Genomic DNA, 17,472 nt, shown 5'->3' with positions numbered 1-17,472 from the left:
ACCACCATGATGATGATTTTAGGAATGTTCGTCTTCAGCCTGCCGACCCTGGCCTATCACGAGCTGCAGCGGCAAACGGAATGGAAGCACGCCAGCACGGCACGCGTGGGCCTGCGCGACGCGCACCAGTACGTGGGGCCAGGTGACGACACGATCACCCTGTCGGGCTGGGTGGCGCCGGAACTGACCGGCTCCCTGTACTCGCTCGATGCCTTGCGCATGATGGCCGACACGGGCAAATCGTGGATTCTGATCCAGGGCACGGGTCGCATTCTCGGCTCCTACCGCATCACCAGCATGACGGAGGGGCGCAGCATTCTCGACGGCAGTGGCGGCGCGCGCCGCGTCGAGTTCTCGATTGCGCTAAAGCGCGACGACGACGGCGTGCTGGCCATGGTCGGCCTGGGCGACATCGGCGACCTGAAAAACATGCTCAGCATCGACGGCATGACCAGCAGCATCGCGGGCGCGGCCAAAAATGCCGTGGGCAGCGTGGTGGGCAATGTGGTCGGCGGCATCACATCGAAATACGGCGGCGTGGTCAGCGAGATGAAAGACAAGATCGGCGGCAGCATCAGCGGCGCCATCGGCAGCGCGGCGGACAAGTTCAAATGAGCGAGCATATCCCCGCCTTCAAGGTCAGCATCGAAGACAAGGATTTGACGGCAATCGTTTCACCGCGGCTAATCAATCTGACGTTGACCCTGTGCCGTGGCGACGAGAGCGACCAGCTCGATATTTCCCTGGATGACAGCGACGGCAAGCTGGCCCTGCCCCCGCGCGGCGCGCAGATCGCCCTGGCGCTGGGCTGGCAGGCCACCGGCCTGGTGGACATGGGCAAGTTCACCGTCGACGAGGTGGAGCACAGCGGCGCGCCCGACACCATCACCCTGCGCGCCAGGTCGGCCAACCTGATCGACACCTTCAAACAGCAGCAGGAGCACAGCTTTCACAAGACCACCCTGGGCGCCATCATCGAGGCCATCGCCTTTCGCAACGAGCTGGCGTCTGGCGTGTCGGCGCGCCTGCGCGACACCGCCGTCGAGCACATCGACCAGACCCACGAAAGCGATGCGGCCTTCCTGCGCCGGCTGGGCAGGAAATATGACGCGGTGGCCACCGTCAAGAATGACACCTTGCTCTTCATCCCCATCAACCAGAACCGCACCGCCAGCGGCAAGGCGCTGCCCGTCATTCCCATCACGCGCGCCCTGGGCGACGGCCACCGCTACCACAGCGCCGAAAGCGACGCCTACACGGGCGTGCGCGCCTTCTGGCACGACGAGCGCTATGCGCGCCGCCGCAGCGTGGTGGCCGGCGTGCCCGGCAACAGCAAGCGCCTGCGCACCACCTTTGCCAACGAAACGGACGCGCGCGCGGCGGCCGTGGCCGAATGGCAGCGCATCCTGCGTGGCCTGGCCACCTTTGAAATGAGCCTGGCCCTGGGCAATCCGGCCGTGTTCCCGCAATCGCCCGTGACGGTGACAGGCTTCAAGCCTGAGATCGACGCCACCGAATGGTTATCGGTCAAGGTCACGCATAGCCTGGGCGGGAACGGCTTTACCACCCGCGTGGAGTTCGAAACGAAAACGGAAGCGGTGGAGGCAGAACGCGAGGAAGAGAAAGACCCGGACGAAGGCGTTACGGGCGTGGTGGCCAAGTGGAAGGATGTGGCGGCGAAGAAGAAAAAGGCGGGCCAGGAACAGGCCGGCGCCACGGGCACGCTCAAGACGCTGGAGCATCTTTACAAGAGCAAGCAGGCCGCCAAGCGGGCGGTGCTGCATGCGTGGAAGCGCATTCAGGAAGTGCGCGACATCATCAGGGAGAATGGCGAGGTGCCATGAACAGATAGGTACATGGCGGCCCACAATGACAGCGAAACAACATGAGTGTACCCCTACGAGAATACCGCCTCGTTGAGCCAAGGATTAACCCGCCCGCTTTACTCTCTGCTCTGCAGCAGTTGCGCGCAACCAATTTAGCGCGCATATCCGATACAACCTCAGGAGGGTGCGATGTTGTTCGCGTTCTTCAAAGTTGTCCCATGTTCCGATAGTGGGGCAATACAAGTCATCGTGCATCAGCTTTCCTGTATGCAACAATGCAGAACGTATGCTGTATATCTTACTAAATGCCTTCTTATACTCCTGATAAAGATCTTTGCGATTGCCAACACCATATTGAAGACAGAAATCAAGGAACTTTTTCACAACTCGATATCGTTCTTGCCCGCACGTTCCGCAACGTTCTAATTTAAGCTCTCTATGGTTGTAATCTATGAGCGTCTCAAGCGCCGAAACAGCCGAAGCAAAGGATAAGCTTGAATAGCATTGCCATAGATCAATCGCTTGACGAAACAATAAACACGCAGAGAGAAACGTCTCCGTCGCTTCAGCATCAAGTGAAATTACATCTTTCAGCAACTCAGTGATCGAGTCTGGCAGATCGAACTCATGTCCCAGTATGAGTCCAATGCGTGAGTGATACTCATGAATCTCTGTATGCTGAATCGCAGCGTAGTCAGGTTCCGTAAACGCTTCGATACAAGGGCCGATCTCGCGCAGGATGTATGCCTCAGTTCCCCATTGAGGGAGTGGGAACGGATCGACGTGGCGATCCGAATCCGGCCAGAACCATGATGATCGTTGTTTAGGAAAAACAAGCTGGAAGGCCGTTAAAGTGGTGAGCCAAAGTAGTACATGGTTAATGCGGTCAACTCGCCGGCTTTGATTAATCCAGTCAGGCTCGATGAAGCCCATTTCAAGTTGTTTCCCTTGATCTGTGGCCATATACTTCACCTCGATGATGAAAGGATAGGTTGCCTCGATATGATTGGTTGTCGGTGAACCAACGGGCGCAGGGTATATCTGAAATTCGTCGCCAAAACGATAAAGCCCAACAATAGGTGCAGAGGACAACGCTATCGCTCGCCCGTACGCTGCGTATTCCATAATATGGCACTTCCCAAGTAAATACTGTGGTGGTTAGGGAGCCGCGCACATGTGGCACCTAATGAGCTAAAGTCGGACAGGGCCAGCGCGCGCGGTAACGCTATCATTGCGGTATCGATCGTTCTCCTCTAACGTCAGTCTCAGGGGCAGAACATGCCATTGATCGTACGCTAATTGTCAGAATAAACCTGAGCTATTCAAAGTTAACGTCGCTCTCCATTCTCACATTTATTGTGCATCAACCAATATGCGGTCCGACCAGAAGGAATGTATGCGCCGCCGCGCTTGATAAACACCGGCGATCCCATAATTGGGCAAATGGCTTTGACCGCTTCCGATGGTTCACTGGTAAATATTGAAATCACCTGGTCGCCGGCACGATACATTGGTGGCTCGGCATCTTCTTTCCCAACTTGGTCGACTCGAACGGAGCTGATTGTCATGCCAATCTTCTGCATTCTCTCGCCAATATTTTTATAGCCAAAAGTCTTGTCGGCAACGGAAATTCGGGCAATGATTTTCTGGACTTCGACTGGGGACGTGACTGTCTTGGCATCGGCAAAAACGAGGAAAGGAAGCGAGAATAATGCAATGGCAGCGATTGTTTTTTTCATATAAATGTCAGTGTGTATAAAACAAAGTGTGAATCAGCGGCGTCGGTAACTCTTGGCGCCGCTGTCGCTCAGACAGTACTGTCCACCACGCGGTCCAGTGCAGTAGCTTCCACTGCGACAGGAGCAGCCGGAGGAATCAGCCACAGGCGCCTTGGCTGGCTGACCAGTTGCGGAACATATCTTTTTCGATGCACTGATCGAGCCGTCATTGCAGACGAAAGTCGCGCCATCACCGCTTGAGGGTCAGGTCTGCCATTCCGACACAGGCCCAGCTATGCGAATCCGCAAGCTGAAGTCGCTGCGTAAGCTCGGCGCCAATACGCATGCGCAGCATAGTCAGTCGTGCCGTATTAACAATTGGTACATCACAGTTTGCTGTGAGTCTAGACCCCAAGGCTGAGATCGTGTCCGAATGGCAGACCTGCCCCCGCCATCGAACACGTAAAGTGCTGTGTCGACGAGGACTCAAAAACGGCGATGGCCATCATCCGCATCGCAGCGGCCGTTGAACTTGATCATGCCGTCGATCGTGATGGAGCCGCTGCGTCGGTTGATGGATAGGCGAGGCTGGTTAAGCCCGTTCAGGCGAAACTGGCCGCGAATTTCGTCGTGCTCCACGATCAGGTCGTTGATAGACCACCAGCCGTTGTTGCTCTCGCCGTGCAGCGGTGGAATCAGACTTTGGGGTAATTGAATCTCGGCGCGGTCGCCGTGGATGGAGATATTGATTGTGGCCTGAAAGTCAGACTTGCCGCTCTCTACACTTTGCTTGGGGACATACTTGTGCTGTTGCGCGTCCCACTCAAACCCGGAACGGACCTCCGCTGTCGGCTTTTCGGCGCCGCCGTAGCAAACGAGTTGAATATCCTCACCGCGATCGTCACGGTAGCGGTCTTGTGCATACCCAGTAGTGGTGAATATAAGGCTTAGCGCTGACAGAAACCGTAGACAGGATTTCACTTGATTACCTCGCGAAGTTAATAATTAACCACTCTATTGTAGTTGATGAGAATGAAGTCATTGAAGGCTCTCTGCAACTTTAATCAGGCTGATAGGGAATGACCTTAAAGCCAATGTCCGCAACTGGACGAATCCAGCCGAAGTTGCTCAAACGTTGACTTTACGACACCTTCACGCATCAGATCGGTATGCGTAGTATGCAGACAAAACAAGCAGCAATTACAATAAACATAAGAAGATGAATCAGTTGCAGACTATTTTTCCTTTTTTCGTCCGCTGCCGGCCACATTAAAAGTCTGCGGCCCGATGATATTCCCGACGAAATTTTGCCCAATCTTGCCATGGGTTTCAACGTGTGGGGCATTTCCTGCTTGGGATGCTGGGGGCGTTGACGAGCGCATGCCACCAATCATTCCAAGTACGCCCGCCTTCCCGCGAACGTCCATACTTCTATAGCCATCCAACAATTCTCGCTCATCCAGGGTAACGGCTGATTGCAATCTCTCACCCGTAAGTATGTAGTGGACATCGACCCCAATCCCAGCCAGCGCTCGTAAGTAAAGCGCATCCGGGGCACGCTCGTCTTGTTCATACAGCGTTTGTGCGCGTCGCTTCAGCCCGCCGACGGCAGCAAAATCTTCTTGATTCATGCCCAAGCGTTGACGCTCTTCTTTCAGTATTTCACCAATTGATCTCATTTGTGCGCAAATTTTTCTTTACAATGCTCTCATTTGAGAGCTATAGTTATGCCATACCATAGCGATTACAGATCATAACATTATGAAAAACGTATCCATAGTGAGGCGTACTGCCAAGGGCGTCACTACCAAGCCCCTTGGCGTCCGTCTGACATCTGACGAGGTAGCAGAAGTTGAAGGCTGCGCAGAGAAACTTGAACGTTCCCGTGCCTGGTTCCTCCGCTTTCTGATCCTGCGCGGCCTTGCCGATTACAAGCGCGAACTCGCATCCAAATCCCCCCACTAAGGACAACGTCATGTACCCCGATGCAAAACGTATCCGCAGCCACCGCGTCATGCTGCGCCTGGACGATTACGAGCACCAGCTCGTTTCCTCGATCGCCAACTACCAGGGTGAAGAGCTTGCGGTGCTGGTGCGCCAGATCGTGATGCGTGAAGCCTTGGCAGTGATCGCCTTGGATGACGCCACCATCGACAGCGTACAGCGTCGCAGCGTTTAAACCGAGTCACTTTTGAGCAACTCTAAAGTTACAGAAAATGCCAGACCATCAAATTAACCTCAATGACGAAGAGCGCGCGGTGCTGGAACTCGTGCGCCAGCGCCAGGGGCTGGCAAGTATCGATCAGGCGGCTGAATGGCTCGTCAAGTCGCGCTTACGCATACAGTCGAAAAACATGACAGGTCGCGGTCGCGCCCTGTACCAAGTGGAAAGAAAGCTGAAATGAGAGTCATCGGCCTGCCCTGCCCGCATTGCGAGTACACCGTCCGCGCCGTCAAAAGCCGCACGATGTCCGCCATGTTCAAGGAAATCACCTACATGTGCCAGAACCCCGAATGCGGGCACTCCTTCGTGGCGGGCCTGGAAGTGCTGCGCACCCTCTCGCTGTCTGCCATGCCAAAGCCGGATATCCGCATCCCGATGTCCCAGCATGCGCGTACGGCGGCCACCAGCCAGCTGGCCCTGGACCTGACTGCGGGCTGCTGATGACTATCCCGATCCCCGCGCCGCCGTAGCCCGGCCGCCGTATCTCCCCTCTTTTGCTGTGCCCTGCAGCGCTCCTTTTTGAGCGTGCGGGATTCGTTCAACCTGAAATAAGGAAAACCGATGGAAAACACGCTGCACGCCACCATTAATGCCGACAAATCCCCGGCGCCGGCCACACCCCGCCCGGCCCTGCAAAAATGCGTCGTGCCTGTGGCGCCGACCTGCTTCCTTCTGGACGTTAGCGCTGGCGCCAACATCGCCGACCTGTGCGCCTATATCCGCGAGATTGCCAGGACTTATCACGCCTACGGCGCAGCCAATCTGACCTTCATCATCAGCGATACGCAACCGTTGCAGCTTTTCGGCTTTTTCTCACCGACCAACCAGCGCGCACTGGCTGATAGCTTGCCCATCGAGCTGCGCTACCTGTTCGCCAGTGAATCGGGCGTCGTGCAATGCAGCAGCTCGTCGCGCACGCTGACTTACTGGGCCAAATATTTTGCCAAGGCAGAGGAACGCTGATGCAGCGCTTGGCCAAGACCTGCGGCATCTGGCTGCTGTCGCTCCTGATCGTCATTACCCCTGACGTGCTGCGGGCCATCGGCGCCATCAAGGACTGAACCATGCAGGCGTCCCTTATCGACAATCACCTGTCCTTCCAGCCTGCCGCCGAGATTCTGGCCGCGCGCGACAAGGATATGCCGACGCCACCAGGCGCCGGGCATGCGCGGGCCGCCATCGCCGAAGCCAAGGCCCAGCTACGCAGCATCAAGCCGCGCAACCTGGCGCCCTTCATGGCCCAAGCCTGGGGATTGTCGCCGCGCGGCGCGCGCCGTTCCGTGCTGATCGCCGCCGGCATGGACGCTGAGCGCTGGGAATCGCCCATCCACTCATTTACCGAAGAAGAGCGCATCGAGCTGCGCGCCGCCACCTCTGCCGCTATCCGGGTGTACGAAAGACTGTTGAATGCAATCTAAACAAATCCTGCTGCCTGCCCCGCAACGCCACGAAGCCTTCTTGCGCTCCGCCCAGTTCGCGCCCGAGCTGGCCCGTATCCCCTACAAATGGCGCAACCGCGTCATCACGGCGGCCATGGCAAAAATGGCCTGGTCGTCCTGGTACAAAGTCTATGAATCCGTCGCCACCTGCTTCGTGCGCGAGTTCGCCGAACAGTACGTGCCGGCTGGCGTGGACCTGTCGCAAAGCGACGCCGACATCGTGGCCACTGCCGAGCGCGCGGCGGCTGGCGTGACCAAAATGCTGTGGATGGCGGTGTCCGACACGCACGCCCTGCAGATCATGGAAGACGAATGCGCCTCGTATGGCATCGAGCTGCCCGAGTTCGACGCGATGACCGACACCATCGCGCGCCTGGTGGATGCCCGCTGGTGGCGCCGACAACTGCGCAAGCGCGTCAAGCGCGCCTTTGAAGCGGGCAATATCCGCCTGGGTTACGTCAACTATCGCGGTGAGCCCTACGCCAGCAATGATGCCGTGCTGTCGCGCCTGGCGCAAAACCGCCGCAACGCGGCAGCGCTGGCCGCCACCCTGGTGCAGAACGAGAACGGCCAGCAATTCAGCATCGCCGAGCTGGCCGAGAAAACTACCGCCAACAAGGCCATCCGCCGGGGCGAACTGATGTTGCGCATCAACGGCTTTGAGCAGATCGCCCGCGAGTGCGGCGACCAGGGCATTTTCATCACCTGGACGTGCCCATCGCGCTTCCACGCCATGCAGCACAGCGGCAAGCCAAACGACAAGTTCGACGGTTCGACGCCGCGCGAGGCCAACGCGTATTTGGGCAAGATGACATCGCTGTGCCGCTCCGCGCTGGCGCGCCGGGGCATCGGCCTGTACGGCTTTCGCATTGCCGAACCACATCACGACGGCTGCCCGCATTGGCATCTGCTGCTGTTCGTGCGCCCGACCGCGAAATACAAGACGGTCCACCTGCAGGACGTGGCGGGCCGCGCCATCCGCATCATGAAGCGCTACGCCTGGCGCGTGGACCGTGGCGAAGCGGGCGCCTTCGCTCGTCGTCTGGACGTGAAGCGCATCGACTGGGCCAAGGGCAGCGCCGCCGGCTACATCGCCAAGTATGTGGCCAAGAACATCGACGGCGTGGCCGAGCACAAGACGAAAGAAGGCTATGTCGTCACGGCTGACACCGAAGGCGATGTCGAGCTGACGCCATCGGCGCGCGTCGAGTCTTGGGCCGCGTGCTGGGGCATCCGTCAATTTCAGCAATGGGGTGGCGCGCCCGTCACCGTGTGGCGCGAGCTGCGCCGCATCGAGGAAAGCATGGTCAATGAAGCGCCGGCCGCCATGCGCCGCGCCTGGGACGCCGTGCAAAAGATCGACGGCGAAAAGCGCGCCTGCTGGACCGAATATCTGCGCGCCCAGGGCGGCGCCCTGGTGCCGCGCAAGGAGCTGGTCGTCACCCTGGCCAAGGACGAAAAGACCGTCATCGGCCGCTACGGCGAAACGCAACGCATCACGCCCTACGGCGTGCGCTGCAGCGCCCTCATAGGCGTGGTCTTCAAGTCCGTGCGCCATACGTGGACGCCGGTACAGGCCACAGGCGGGCGCGGGGTAGCTGTTGGGGTTGCCGTTCCTCGGACTCGTGTAAATAACTGTACGCACCCCGACCGCCCTGCCCCGGCCACGCCGCCAGCGGCACCCGTGCCGAACCTGTCGGACGAGGCAAAAACAGCACTGATTGCCGCCTGGGCGGCCGTCAATGCCTGCCCATGGCCCCGGCTGATCCTCCCCGACACCCCACCCCAAGAAGGAAATGGCACATGAGCACCTATGCCGTGATCGTTCGCACGCAAACAGAACGCTTTGAATTTTTTGAGGTTGCCGCATCCAGCGGCGATGTGATCGACGCCGCCATCGACCGCTACGGCGTGTGCGGAGTTACCGCCAAACTGAAAGGAGCACCACAATGCTGAACACCCTGACCAATTCACCGCGGCAAATCGCCCGGGGCGACCGCGTGACATTCGATACCGATGAAGGCTACCAGGCCGGCACCGTCAACGACCTGCGCCGCGACGTGGGTAATGGCGAGCTGCATGCTTGGGTGGAGCTGGATCACCAGTGGCCAGGCATGTTCCGGGCCGTGCCATTGGGCGCCATCGAGGCGATTAAGAAAGCATCGGCCGCCCTGGGGTGCCAGCTATGACGAGCGAACCGCTTGCGCTCTTCTTCCGTGATCTGATCACCATGAATACAGAACAACGCTCCAGGTGGCTATACGGCCACTTTAACCAATCGGCTAAATCACAAGGTAACTACATGGATCAATACAAGGAATTTTGCCGGCTGCGCGACTTCCGCAAACCAGGCATGGAAGCTTGCGAATACACCGAGGCCGAAGCGTTTGCAATGGTGGCAATCCAAGCTGCAGCAGGTGAACTTGCATTTCTAGCTGCACGGCACGAATACGTGATGGACAGTGCGTTTCAATTAGCAAGAGAGTTTGGCAACGGCGATACCCCATTGGACGGCGCCATGGCATTTCGCAATTTCGCTTCAGTATTGGCCGGTCTTAAGGAACGACACCAGCTCATAGCCCTGCAAACCTTAGCCGCCTTCAACGCGGCAAAAGCTAATGAAAGCGTTGACACGCCAGCGTTCCAGGAACTACTGACTTGGTTTCGCGCTGCATGTGTCGATCCATACAGCGATATTGAAACCAAAGCAGTGGAGCAGACACGCCAGGCAATCATTACCCACCTCACCACCTGGGGAGCACAGCAACGTGAAGCGGGGCGCCTACAAGGCTGGGATCAGCGCGACGAGGCTCTTAGAAGAATGGAGTTCATGAAGAATCAGTTCGACCAACATCAACGCCATCAAGACGCTGAGCGGAGGTAAGGAAAAATGCTTCGCTACATGACCATACCGAAATTCTCCATCGAATCAGGCTATACCCCTGACGCGATCAGAACAAAGATCCGGGACGGGATCTGGCCGAAAGACGCCGTCTGGATCAAGGCGCCAGACAATCGAATTTTAATTGATGTGAAAGGATATGAAACATGGGTAGAGACGGGCGAGGTGTTAAAGCTGCATCGGAAAGCAGCATCGAAATCACCTTCATGTATCGCGGCACCAGGTGCCGGGAAAGGATCGCACTCAAGCCCACCTCCGCTAATCTGAAACGTGCGGAAAACCATCGAGCGGCGATCCTGCACGCCATCGCCACCAACAGCTTTGACTATGCCGCCACCTTTCCGCAATCGTCCAATGCCGTCAAGTTTGCCGACCAGGTCGGCGACGTGCAGACCATCGAGGCGTTTCTGGACAAGTGGCTGGACAGGCAGAAAAAGCACCTGAAGGCCAGCACGTACAACGGCTATCGCAAGATCGTGGTTGGTCAGCTGATCCCCTGGTTCGGAACCATCATGCTGTCGGCGCTGCGCAAGAAAGACGTACGGGCGAAGCTGGAGCCCATGAACGCAACCAACAAGACCATGGCCAACATCCAGAGCGTGCTGCGCAAGGCGCTGGACGACGCGATAGAAGACGAGTTGATCGAGGTTAATCCTCTGGCGCGCTGGTGCTATTCCAAGGTCGAGGCGCCGCAGTCGAAGGACGATATCGACCCGTTCACGAAGGAAGAGCAGGCGGCGATTCTGGGGCAGGCAACCGGCCAGGGCCGCAACCTGCTGCAGTTTGCCTTCTGGACCGGCTTGCGCACGTCTGAGCTGGTAGCGTTGGATTGGTCAGACGTCGACTTCGTGCGTGGCGTGGTGATGGTGACGCGCGCCCTCACCCAACACTCCAAAGCGGCAGAAAGCACCAAGACGAACGCCGGCCGCCGCGAAGTCAAGCTGCTGGAGCGTGCCATGCATGCGCTGCAAGAGCAAAAGGTATTCACCTGGGCGAAGGGCGAAGAAGTGTTTCAAAATCCTCGCCTGGAGCGGCGCTGGGAAGGGGACCAGCCGATCCGCAAGACTTTATGGGCAGGCATTCTGCAAAATGCTGGCGTGCGGTATCGCAACCCTTATCAGACGCGGCACACATACGCCAGCATGATGCTCTCAGCTGGCGAGCACCCTATGTGGGTGGCCAAACAAATGGGGCATGCTGACTGGACGATGATTGCTAGGGTTTATGGGCGTTGGATGCCGGATGCAGATCAAGCAGCCGGATCAAAAGCTGAAATAGTGTTTGGTCTTTGAGGATTAAGTCTTATCGGCTGGCTTACATGCAACATGACCTATCCTGACTGAGGGGCTGGAAACGCCCCGTTGCGGACCTTCGCAATTATTTCGGTTTTTTACTTTTTGCTGTGAGTATGTTGAGTTGCACTGAAAACTGATAATTCATCTACCGAAATGCATCTTATGGCGCCGCAGTTGTATTAACAAGTCGCAGCTTTGCGAGCGTATGTGCTACCTTTGCGAACTTCTTCAAGTAGGGAAGATTTAACCTATTCCATTTCGGGTCTTGGAAGGTATACCGCCAATCAACGAAGGCTGTACCTATCTGTGACAGATGAACCTCGAACATTGAAACATCGGCGCCGACCCCAGCCATAAGCTCCAACTGAGTATTCTTGTCCAAATCCTGAAACAACTTTGGTACGTTGTGTTTTAGCTTGCTGACGACACCCTTGTCCTGAAAGTATAGGCACTTGAGACAAACCTCAAGTGCGTACACGGCACATACGATAGAGGGTTGGACTAGTTGGTCGAAATGAATCCCTCCTTCTAGCTGCCTCTGCTCCATACATCGATCCGCAGCAGCCAAGAACATGTCCGCTTCCGTACATGCAACGATAGGATCGAATTTACTAACGATATCGTTCAATCTTTTAATCCTTCGATGTAAGTCTTTGGTTAGGTAGTTAGGTATCGTATCAATAAACATACGTCTGCAACTGGCCGAAAGCGGAATCTATTTTCAAACGCGAGCCGTTACAATTATGCGGCGTAGTCCTTTAAACCGTTATATGAGGATATCATCTGGCTAATAAGCTTGCCCATGCTTTCCTTGCGTTTCTCGATGAGGTCATCGCGGTTTTTGAGGTCGAAAGGGGGCTTGTATTTTAGAGAAGCCCCTATGTCGTCGTAGTATGAGTCCATCCTAAGCTGCTGAAACATGGCTGCGAGTGAACCTCTGAAAGCATCCTGGTGCTGACCAGCCACGACATTCTTTGATTTAAGTCGCTGAAAAAACCAGTCGTTGCCAAGGTTGTCAGCGTATTCCATCAGCACGTTCATAGGGAAAAAATATCCTGCCTCACTGCCTCGCCCAGGAAGTTCCGCAAGCGCCAGGGAAAAGTAGTCCAAGAATTCCCTTACCTTTTGCTTGTCAACTTCTATGTGGTTCGAGCTAATCGGGCTGACCCCTAGAACGCTGCAAATCTGATCCTCTGGCAACGCAAAAAGCTCTCGTTCCAAACATGCAGTGTCATAGACTCCGCTGGCGTCCAAAGACTCTGCTCTTTGGATCTCACTTAGGGTTTTCGAAATATGAGCTGACACCCCTTGGAACTTATCGTTCAAAACGTAGTAAAAATTTCGGATCGGCGTGATAGTTGACCAATACGCTTTGAGCTTATTGAAGTCATCCTTGACCTTGGTCTGTGCTTTCTCGTTGTTAGTGGAAAGCTCTTCCGGTGCGTAGACCTGGAAGTATGTACCTGAGCTTGGCAGCCACCCATCGTTTCCGCGATCTCCGATATTACCGTGTGGCTTCACCTGCGCGAAGTCCGGGTGCACGTAGTTCTTCACCTTGGAGAATAGTATTTCGAACTGTGTTGCATTGGCTTGCAACACTGCGATTTTAAATTTGTCCCGCAAATCCACTAGAGTCTCCATTGAAAAGTGTAGGCTTATTGTAGCCTGAGCAATATTGTTCGTCGCCAGGTCGTGTACTACGGCGCCGTGCTGAGGTTTGGCATCATCGCCGCCATGCGCTCGACCAGCGCTCTCACGTATGCGATGCTTAGGTGACGGGCATTGCACAGAAGCTGTCGGTAAAGCAGGCTGACGATCTGGATCGCATCGACAGCGCGAACAGGCAGCGCCACCGCTGCCCGACCACGCTGAAGCTCGGTCTCGATCGAACATCAACGCCCGCTTTTGGCCGACAGCTGCCATTGCGGGTGATTGTCTGCATTTTGCCAGCAAAACCTTCAAGATGCCTAAAAGATCTAAGTTTACGGTAGGTTCGATTCCCGCCGTCTCCACCACTGAATAAATAAAAAGGGCTTCCCCGTTTTGGCGGGGAGGCCCTTTTTATTTATTCCATGCATGCAGAACGCGGGCGTCGCATCCGCGTCCGGTACGGACGCGGGGGTTTTGCGGGACTTCGGCGAGCGCAGCTCGGCGCCGCAAAACCGGGTTGCGCTTGCAAGCGCAACCCTCTCCGATTCGTCTGGCTGGCTCTTGCGCCGCAGGCGGTTTTTCCTAGCAACAACATCAGCCGCTCAGGCCGTGTACGAATGCCGGACTAGCTCAACCTGCCTCTTACTCCTTGCGGATGCAGATCAGGCGACCGGATCACAAGCGGAAATTGTGTTCGGTTTTAAACGATGAAATCTACCTCCTGACTGCCATGCAACATCAGGAGCCAATGATATAGTGGCGGCCATGTATTCACTGAAAGAAACTGCCATGAAAAACGACGCAACTGCTCGCCCGCAAGCCACCCAAGCACCTGCCAGACTCAGCAAAGGGGACTTCGTCACCGCACTGCGCAAGCTGCTGCAAGAAGAAGGAAAGGCCGGCAAGACCAGCGTGGACGTACGCGCTGCGACCTTGCACACCGACGTTGGCATTTATCCCGCGCGCGGCCACTCTATGCCGACCTGTTGCACGGTAATGTATGAAGAGATGCAGCCCGGTGACGAGATACTGCTGACGCCATCCGGCGGCAAAGGGCCTACGCTGCTGGTACGGTATAAATTCCCACGCGGTGAATCGCGGTCTTAAGCTACTGGTAGCGATTCAGAGCGCTAATCGGCTTTGTCCGCTTTCGCCTGCGGATCATCGGATATATGCCACGATTTAAATCCCAGGGGATGTCCCTTCATTCACGAAAATTTGCAAATAAGCAATGAATTTTCGTCGATAGATGGAATGAAGGAATTTACAATGTCGTCCTACATTGCATCCCCTCTCACTAGATCGAAATAATATGATTAATATTCGTGAAGCCAGAACCGCTGACCTGAGTACTCTACGTGAAATTGGCTGTCAGACCTATCGAGAGCATTTTTCGGAAATTTGGTCCTCTGATGGAATATCAGATTTCTTAGACCAAGATTTTTCGCCCAGCGCGCTTGAAAGTTCGCTGAATTCATTAAACCAAGTCTGGCTTGTTGCTTCCGACGAAGGCGGCAAAGTCGTAGGATTTTCCAAGGTCAACTTGTCGAAGCCGGTGCCAATAATCGGTGAGGTGGGCTTAGAGCTCCAAAAGATATACTTCCTCAAATCCGAGGCCGGGCGTGGCTATGGAAAACAGCTTTTAAGCTACATTTACGACCTGGCGATAAAGCGCGGGGAGAGCTTGGTATGGCTCGATGTACTCAAGACCAATTCAAGTGCTCGGCGCTTCTACGCAAGCCTCGGTTTTCAAGAACGCTGTGAAATCCCCTTCAAAACGGACATGGCAGAAATTGGAATGATGGTAATGGTCTGCCAACTTTCCAATAACACGCTTCCTCATCACGCGTCCATTGCCTCGTAATTAGCCTCGTTCAAGTCTGCCTCCGTTGTTATCGGTCACGCCGACCAGACCAACCCGAACATAATGAGCGGCGGCGAGAAAAATAGTGAGCAGGACTACAGACATGGCCAGCGAGCCATAGTCAGCAAAGGCAAGATCATCAAAGTAACCACGCAGAAGCACCACCTGGCCGGGAGCGATCTCGACGCATTGGCAAAGAAATCCCAACCATGAAAATTGCGCGCCTGCTTTCCTCCAGTTTCCTCGTGCTAGCTGTGGCCCTCGTCGTCTATGGTCTTTTCGGCTTCTCCCGTTTTACGTGGCACACCGGCGTCTACTATGACGAGCGCATGATCCTGTTCGACCACGGCGTATATCCTTTTGCGTGGGGTATCGCATTGCTGCTGATGGGGCAAATCGCCCGCTTGCACCATCGTCGTCCAGCCATGCTGCTCGCCGCTGGCGCCGCCCTGCTGCTGCTTCTCTGGAAGCGTGTAACAGTGCCCGCTGCCATCGCCAATCAGCAACTTTTTCCGGATCCTGCTTTACTGGAGGGACTGATTGTTACCGCTGCCGTGGTGATCGTCCTGGCGCTGATAGACCGCCCCGTCGAGCAGGCCATCCGCAAGGCGCTTGCTCGTACCCGGTGACCCTTGAAGGTCCACCGCCGCCCCCACTACTCGCCACACACCGCCCCACCAACCGCTCCTCCGATACTCAACCCCGTCGACAAATCAAAGCCAAAATCGCAGTGATGGCCATCCTTTGGCCGATATCGGCACAGCAGCATGTCACGATGGCGAACGCGTATTTGTGCATCGGGACAGCCATTGGGTAAATCCGGCCCCATGGCATCGAACATGTCTCTGGCAACGGCTCCCGTCAAACGAAACGCGACTTTGGTATCGCCCGCAATCGGGACTACGGCTTCGTCAAGATATCCGCCATAGATCGCGTACGAAGCTGAAAAATTCCTCTCTGCAAACGCCCATACGGCCCGAGCCTGGTGCGCCAACAGCAGGCACAGTAGCGTGATGCCTAGCAGGCTGGCGCGCCTCAGCATATGGAGCCGCCGATGCTGCGCCCCGTCAGCAGATCAAAGCCAAAGTCGCAATGATGGCCATCACGGGGATGGTAGGAGCAGCTCACTTCCGCCCGCTGGCGCAATCGATATTCGCCATCCACGCCGCACGCGTTGCGCAAGTCGGGCCCCATCGCATCAAATAGCTGTTTCGCCGCCTTGCCGTCGACCCAGAACGCGATGCGCTTGTCTTTCCTGGTTGGCGGCTGCGGATCGCTCAGGCTTCCGCCATAAATCGCATAGCGGCCTTTGAATGACTGGTAAGAAAATAGCCATTTGGGAGCGGATTGGGCCATGGCCATAGCCAAAACAAGAAGAAGAAAAACAGCGAGAAGGCGTTTCATATCATCAGCCTTGCTACTTGATCGTGACATGAAAATGGTCGTCGTGCCGTATGAGGGGTCTTACCCGGGGAATAGTGGGATCATTAAAAAAAATAACGTGGACAAAGCTGAATTTAAAAAATATGCGGATTAACTGGGCCGTGGCATCGCGGTCGTACTGAGAGTCAAACCTTGTTACAGGGCTATCCATTTTGTCTTTGCGAAGCAATCGGACGTCGACGTCTTTTCCGCTTCGATGACTTTTATGTTCACTGTAGGGAGCGCCATCAGCCAGGCTGATATTTCCAAAACCAATTTTCCGGTTATCGATACCCTGCCATTGATGCTCAACCAAAAACAGGAGCGAAAGCAGCTTGGGATGCGCATATTGGCCGGCGCCATTCGGCGGCGTCCCGTAGGTGTAATATCCCGCGCCTTCAGGTCGTTGCGGAAGATTGAAATAGCCGCGTGCATCCTTTGGCTGCAATTCCAGCATGCGTACTCCTGAATGTAAAATCCCGAACTCAGCTCAAACCAATGGCAGGATGCCCCCCCCCCTTGGCAGGACTCCTTGCACGCTCGCAAAGAAATCTGTGCGCTCGACAATTCTTACCGCTATGCATTTTCTGAGCATTGCGAAGGATCAAAGATCCGTACGTTGGTGGACTTGTTGCCAGTTGAAGCGATGGCGTTGCGCCATTTCGAAGTTAAAAAACATCACCCCTTAAATATTCCATCGCCCGCCGATACTTCTCCACCCGCTCCAGATCCTTCTGCGTCGGCCTATCTATCCTCGACAAATCGCTATTCTCGGCCAGATCCGCCAGCTTGACGGCCTTGCCGACCGGGTCCAAGGCCGCGCGGGCGATGAACGCTTCGTAGGACTCGCCGTCGATCTTGGTCACGGCGCGCACGCCGTCGATGACTTCCCGGGGAAATCCTTCGCGCGCCAGGTCGTCGAAGGTGATTTTTCCATCGCTGTCTTCCACTACATCATGCAGCACGGCAACGATCTGCTGAGCACCGGGCGCGACGCGCAGCATGACGCGCAAGGGGTGGAGTATGTACGGCGCACCGCCCTTGTCCGTCTGGCCCGCATGGATGGCGGCGGCAATTTCAATCGCCCGCTCCAGGGTGCCGCGTCTTGCGTGTTCACTCATTGTTCACTCCT

The 17,472-nt window shown here is 56.0% G+C and carries 23 protein-coding genes and 1 pseudogene; 15 read left to right on the top strand and 9 right to left on the bottom strand.

What is annotated here, in order from left to right:
• Nucleotides 1–6 precede the first annotated feature (6 nt).
• Both AC3IQ7_RS07850 and AC3IQ7_RS07845 read left to right on the top strand, forming a co-directional pair.
• The gene (locus AC3IQ7_RS07850) at nt 7–615 is read left to right on the top strand and encodes a phage tail protein (protein ID WP_034785845.1); all 609 of its coding nucleotides are present in this window, start codon (nt 7–9) and stop codon (nt 613–615) included.
• Nucleotides 612–1,844, top strand: a complete 1,233-nt coding sequence (locus AC3IQ7_RS07845; RefSeq protein ID WP_489208843.1) for a phage late control D family protein — start codon at nt 612–614, stop codon at nt 1,842–1,844. The genes AC3IQ7_RS07850 and AC3IQ7_RS07845 overlap by 4 nt, the downstream gene beginning before the upstream one ends.
• 84 nt (nt 1,845–1,928) lie before the next feature.
• Here AC3IQ7_RS07845 and AC3IQ7_RS07840 read toward each other — a convergent pair whose 3' ends face one another.
• The 5 genes and pseudogenes from AC3IQ7_RS07840 to AC3IQ7_RS07820 form a co-directional block, all read right to left on the bottom strand.
• Entirely contained in the window at nt 1,929–2,951 is a 1,023-nt protein-coding gene (locus AC3IQ7_RS07840; RefSeq protein ID WP_489208841.1) for a hypothetical protein, read from the bottom strand.
• Between the two features lie 203 nt (nt 2,952–3,154).
• The gene (locus AC3IQ7_RS07835; protein WP_489208839.1) at nt 3,155–3,565 is read right to left on the bottom strand and encodes a hypothetical protein; all 411 of its coding nucleotides are present in this window, start codon (nt 3,563–3,565) and stop codon (nt 3,155–3,157) included.
• Nucleotides 3,566–3,598: 33 nt separating this feature from the next.
• A pseudogene (locus AC3IQ7_RS07830) lies at nt 3,599–3,793 on the bottom strand (YdcA family protein); the annotation flags it as partial.
• A gap of 237 nt (nt 3,794–4,030) precedes the next feature.
• Complete coding sequence (locus tag AC3IQ7_RS07825; RefSeq protein ID WP_489208837.1) at nt 4,031–4,525, bottom strand: hypothetical protein; 495 nt, start codon at nt 4,523–4,525, stop codon at nt 4,031–4,033.
• A 254-nt stretch (nt 4,526–4,779) separates the two neighbouring features.
• Entirely contained in the window at nt 4,780–5,223 is a 444-nt protein-coding gene (locus AC3IQ7_RS07820) for a helix-turn-helix domain-containing protein (protein WP_489208834.1), read from the bottom strand.
• A 296-nt stretch (nt 5,224–5,519) separates the two neighbouring features.
• Here AC3IQ7_RS07820 and AC3IQ7_RS07815 point away from each other — a divergent pair, with 296 nt between their 5' ends.
• From AC3IQ7_RS07815 to AC3IQ7_RS07770, 10 genes are all read left to right on the top strand, one after another.
• A complete protein-coding gene (locus AC3IQ7_RS07815) occupies nt 5,520–5,723 on the top strand; it encodes a hypothetical protein (protein WP_035820909.1) in 204 nt (67 codons plus the stop codon).
• Between the two features lie 37 nt (nt 5,724–5,760).
• On the top strand, nt 5,761–5,949 hold the full coding sequence (locus tag AC3IQ7_RS07810; protein WP_046682347.1) for a hypothetical protein: 189 nt from the start codon (nt 5,761–5,763) through the stop codon (nt 5,947–5,949).
• Nucleotides 5,946–6,209, top strand: coding sequence for an Ogr/Delta-like zinc finger protein (locus tag AC3IQ7_RS07805; protein WP_070300963.1), 264 nt, complete (start codon nt 5,946–5,948; stop codon nt 6,207–6,209). Before AC3IQ7_RS07810 ends, AC3IQ7_RS07805 begins: the two co-directional genes overlap by 4 nt.
• Nucleotides 6,210–6,329: 120 nt before the next feature.
• A complete protein-coding gene (locus AC3IQ7_RS07800; RefSeq protein WP_489208831.1) occupies nt 6,330–6,731 on the top strand; it encodes a hypothetical protein in 402 nt (133 codons plus the stop codon).
• 101 nt (nt 6,732–6,832) lie between these two features.
• Nucleotides 6,833–7,186, top strand: a complete 354-nt coding sequence (locus AC3IQ7_RS07795) for a hypothetical protein (RefSeq protein ID WP_489208829.1) — start codon at nt 6,833–6,835, stop codon at nt 7,184–7,186.
• On the top strand, nt 7,176–9,014 hold the full coding sequence (locus tag AC3IQ7_RS07790) for a replication endonuclease (protein WP_489208827.1): 1,839 nt from the start codon (nt 7,176–7,178) through the stop codon (nt 9,012–9,014). The genes AC3IQ7_RS07795 and AC3IQ7_RS07790 overlap by 11 nt, the downstream gene beginning before the upstream one ends.
• The gene (locus AC3IQ7_RS07785; RefSeq protein ID WP_175539401.1) at nt 9,011–9,163 is read left to right on the top strand and encodes a hypothetical protein; all 153 of its coding nucleotides are present in this window, start codon (nt 9,011–9,013) and stop codon (nt 9,161–9,163) included. Before AC3IQ7_RS07790 ends, AC3IQ7_RS07785 begins: the two co-directional genes overlap by 4 nt.
• On the top strand, nt 9,157–9,396 hold the full coding sequence (locus AC3IQ7_RS07780; protein ID WP_489208824.1) for a hypothetical protein: 240 nt from the start codon (nt 9,157–9,159) through the stop codon (nt 9,394–9,396). The genes AC3IQ7_RS07785 and AC3IQ7_RS07780 overlap by 7 nt, the downstream gene beginning before the upstream one ends.
• Nucleotides 9,393–10,091 carry a hypothetical protein gene (locus tag AC3IQ7_RS07775; RefSeq protein ID WP_489208821.1) on the top strand — a complete coding sequence of 233 codons (699 nt, stop codon included), beginning with the start codon at nt 9,393–9,395 and terminating at the stop codon, nt 10,089–10,091. The genes AC3IQ7_RS07780 and AC3IQ7_RS07775 overlap by 4 nt, the downstream gene beginning before the upstream one ends.
• 164 nt (nt 10,092–10,255) lie before the next feature.
• Entirely contained in the window at nt 10,256–11,401 is a 1,146-nt protein-coding gene (locus AC3IQ7_RS07770; RefSeq protein ID WP_489208818.1) for an Arm DNA-binding domain-containing protein, read from the top strand.
• Between the two features lie 744 nt (nt 11,402–12,145).
• Here the strand turns inward: AC3IQ7_RS07770 and AC3IQ7_RS07765 are convergent.
• The gene (locus AC3IQ7_RS07765) at nt 12,146–13,366 is read right to left on the bottom strand and encodes a hypothetical protein (protein WP_489208816.1); all 1,221 of its coding nucleotides are present in this window, start codon (nt 13,364–13,366) and stop codon (nt 12,146–12,148) included.
• Between the two features lie 477 nt (nt 13,367–13,843).
• On the opposite strand from AC3IQ7_RS07765, the gene AC3IQ7_RS07760 reads away from it, so the two are divergent.
• The 3 genes from AC3IQ7_RS07760 (at nt 13,844) to AC3IQ7_RS07750 (ending at nt 15,547) form a co-directional block, all read left to right on the top strand.
• A complete protein-coding gene (locus AC3IQ7_RS07760) occupies nt 13,844–14,161 on the top strand; it encodes an HNH endonuclease (protein WP_489208814.1) in 318 nt (105 codons plus the stop codon).
• Nucleotides 14,162–14,366: 205 nt separating this feature from the next.
• Nucleotides 14,367–14,918, top strand: coding sequence for a GNAT family N-acetyltransferase (locus AC3IQ7_RS07755; RefSeq protein WP_489208812.1), 552 nt, complete (start codon nt 14,367–14,369; stop codon nt 14,916–14,918).
• A gap of 209 nt (nt 14,919–15,127) precedes the next feature.
• Nucleotides 15,128–15,547: a hypothetical protein gene (locus AC3IQ7_RS07750; protein ID WP_099378885.1), complete on the top strand. Its 420-nt coding sequence runs from the start codon at nt 15,128–15,130 to the stop codon at nt 15,545–15,547.
• A 406-nt stretch (nt 15,548–15,953) separates the two neighbouring features.
• On the opposite strand, the gene AC3IQ7_RS07745 is transcribed toward AC3IQ7_RS07750, so the two are convergent.
• The 3 genes from AC3IQ7_RS07745 to AC3IQ7_RS07735 all read right to left on the bottom strand — a co-directional run bounded on the left by AC3IQ7_RS07745 (nt 15,954) and on the right by AC3IQ7_RS07735 (nt 17,461).
• Complete coding sequence (locus tag AC3IQ7_RS07745; protein ID WP_489208810.1) at nt 15,954–16,322, bottom strand: hypothetical protein; 369 nt, start codon at nt 16,320–16,322, stop codon at nt 15,954–15,956.
• Nucleotides 16,323–16,335: 13 nt separating this feature from the next.
• Nucleotides 16,336–16,797 (bottom strand): penicillin-insensitive murein endopeptidase, encoded by a 462-nt coding sequence (locus AC3IQ7_RS07740; protein WP_489208808.1) that lies wholly within the window; start codon nt 16,795–16,797, stop codon nt 16,336–16,338.
• 211 nt (nt 16,798–17,008) lie between these two features.
• Nucleotides 17,009–17,461, bottom strand: a complete 453-nt coding sequence (locus tag AC3IQ7_RS07735) for a hypothetical protein (protein ID WP_489208806.1) — start codon at nt 17,459–17,461, stop codon at nt 17,009–17,011.
• Nucleotides 17,462–17,472: the final 11 nt, after the last annotated feature.

The sequence above is a fragment of the Janthinobacterium sp. GL_088 genome (assembly GCF_057837845.1).
The sequence above is the reverse complement of the archived record's forward strand: the minus strand, read 5'-3'. Positions and strand labels throughout refer to the sequence as shown.

Coding starts and splice junctions, on each gene's coding strand:
- AC3IQ7_RS07850 (WP_034785845.1), top strand. CDS start 7: ATGATGATGATTTTAGGAATGTTCGTCTTCAGCCTGCCGACCCTGGCC.
- AC3IQ7_RS07845 (WP_489208843.1), top strand. CDS start 612: ATGAGCGAGCATATCCCCGCCTTCAAGGTCAGCATCGAAGACAAGGAT.
- AC3IQ7_RS07840 (WP_489208841.1), bottom strand. CDS start 2,951: ATGGAATACGCAGCGTACGGGCGAGCGATAGCGTTGTCCTCTGCACCT.
- AC3IQ7_RS07835 (WP_489208839.1), bottom strand. CDS start 3,565: ATGAAAAAAACAATCGCTGCCATTGCATTATTCTCGCTTCCTTTCCTC.
- AC3IQ7_RS07820 (WP_489208834.1), bottom strand. CDS start 5,223: ATGAGATCAATTGGTGAAATACTGAAAGAAGAGCGTCAACGCTTGGGC.
- AC3IQ7_RS07815 (WP_035820909.1), top strand. CDS start 5,520: ATGTACCCCGATGCAAAACGTATCCGCAGCCACCGCGTCATGCTGCGC.
- AC3IQ7_RS07810 (WP_046682347.1), top strand. CDS start 5,761: ATGCCAGACCATCAAATTAACCTCAATGACGAAGAGCGCGCGGTGCTG.
- AC3IQ7_RS07805 (WP_070300963.1), top strand. CDS start 5,946: ATGAGAGTCATCGGCCTGCCCTGCCCGCATTGCGAGTACACCGTCCGC.
- AC3IQ7_RS07800 (WP_489208831.1), top strand. CDS start 6,330: ATGGAAAACACGCTGCACGCCACCATTAATGCCGACAAATCCCCGGCG.
- AC3IQ7_RS07795 (WP_489208829.1), top strand. CDS start 6,833: ATGCAGGCGTCCCTTATCGACAATCACCTGTCCTTCCAGCCTGCCGCC.
- AC3IQ7_RS07790 (WP_489208827.1), top strand. CDS start 7,176: ATGCAATCTAAACAAATCCTGCTGCCTGCCCCGCAACGCCACGAAGCC.
- AC3IQ7_RS07785 (WP_175539401.1), top strand. CDS start 9,011: ATGAGCACCTATGCCGTGATCGTTCGCACGCAAACAGAACGCTTTGAA.
- AC3IQ7_RS07780 (WP_489208824.1), top strand. CDS start 9,157: ATGCTGAACACCCTGACCAATTCACCGCGGCAAATCGCCCGGGGCGAC.
- AC3IQ7_RS07775 (WP_489208821.1), top strand. CDS start 9,393: ATGACGAGCGAACCGCTTGCGCTCTTCTTCCGTGATCTGATCACCATG.
- AC3IQ7_RS07770 (WP_489208818.1), top strand. CDS start 10,256: ATGGGTAGAGACGGGCGAGGTGTTAAAGCTGCATCGGAAAGCAGCATC.
- AC3IQ7_RS07760 (WP_489208814.1), top strand. CDS start 13,844: ATGAAAAACGACGCAACTGCTCGCCCGCAAGCCACCCAAGCACCTGCC.
- AC3IQ7_RS07755 (WP_489208812.1), top strand. CDS start 14,367: ATGATTAATATTCGTGAAGCCAGAACCGCTGACCTGAGTACTCTACGT.
- AC3IQ7_RS07750 (WP_099378885.1), top strand. CDS start 15,128: ATGAAAATTGCGCGCCTGCTTTCCTCCAGTTTCCTCGTGCTAGCTGTG.
- AC3IQ7_RS07745 (WP_489208810.1), bottom strand. CDS start 16,322: ATGAAACGCCTTCTCGCTGTTTTTCTTCTTCTTGTTTTGGCTATGGCC.
- AC3IQ7_RS07740 (WP_489208808.1), bottom strand. CDS start 16,797: ATGCTGGAATTGCAGCCAAAGGATGCACGCGGCTATTTCAATCTTCCG.
- AC3IQ7_RS07735 (WP_489208806.1), bottom strand. CDS start 17,461: ATGAGTGAACACGCAAGACGCGGCACCCTGGAGCGGGCGATTGAAATT.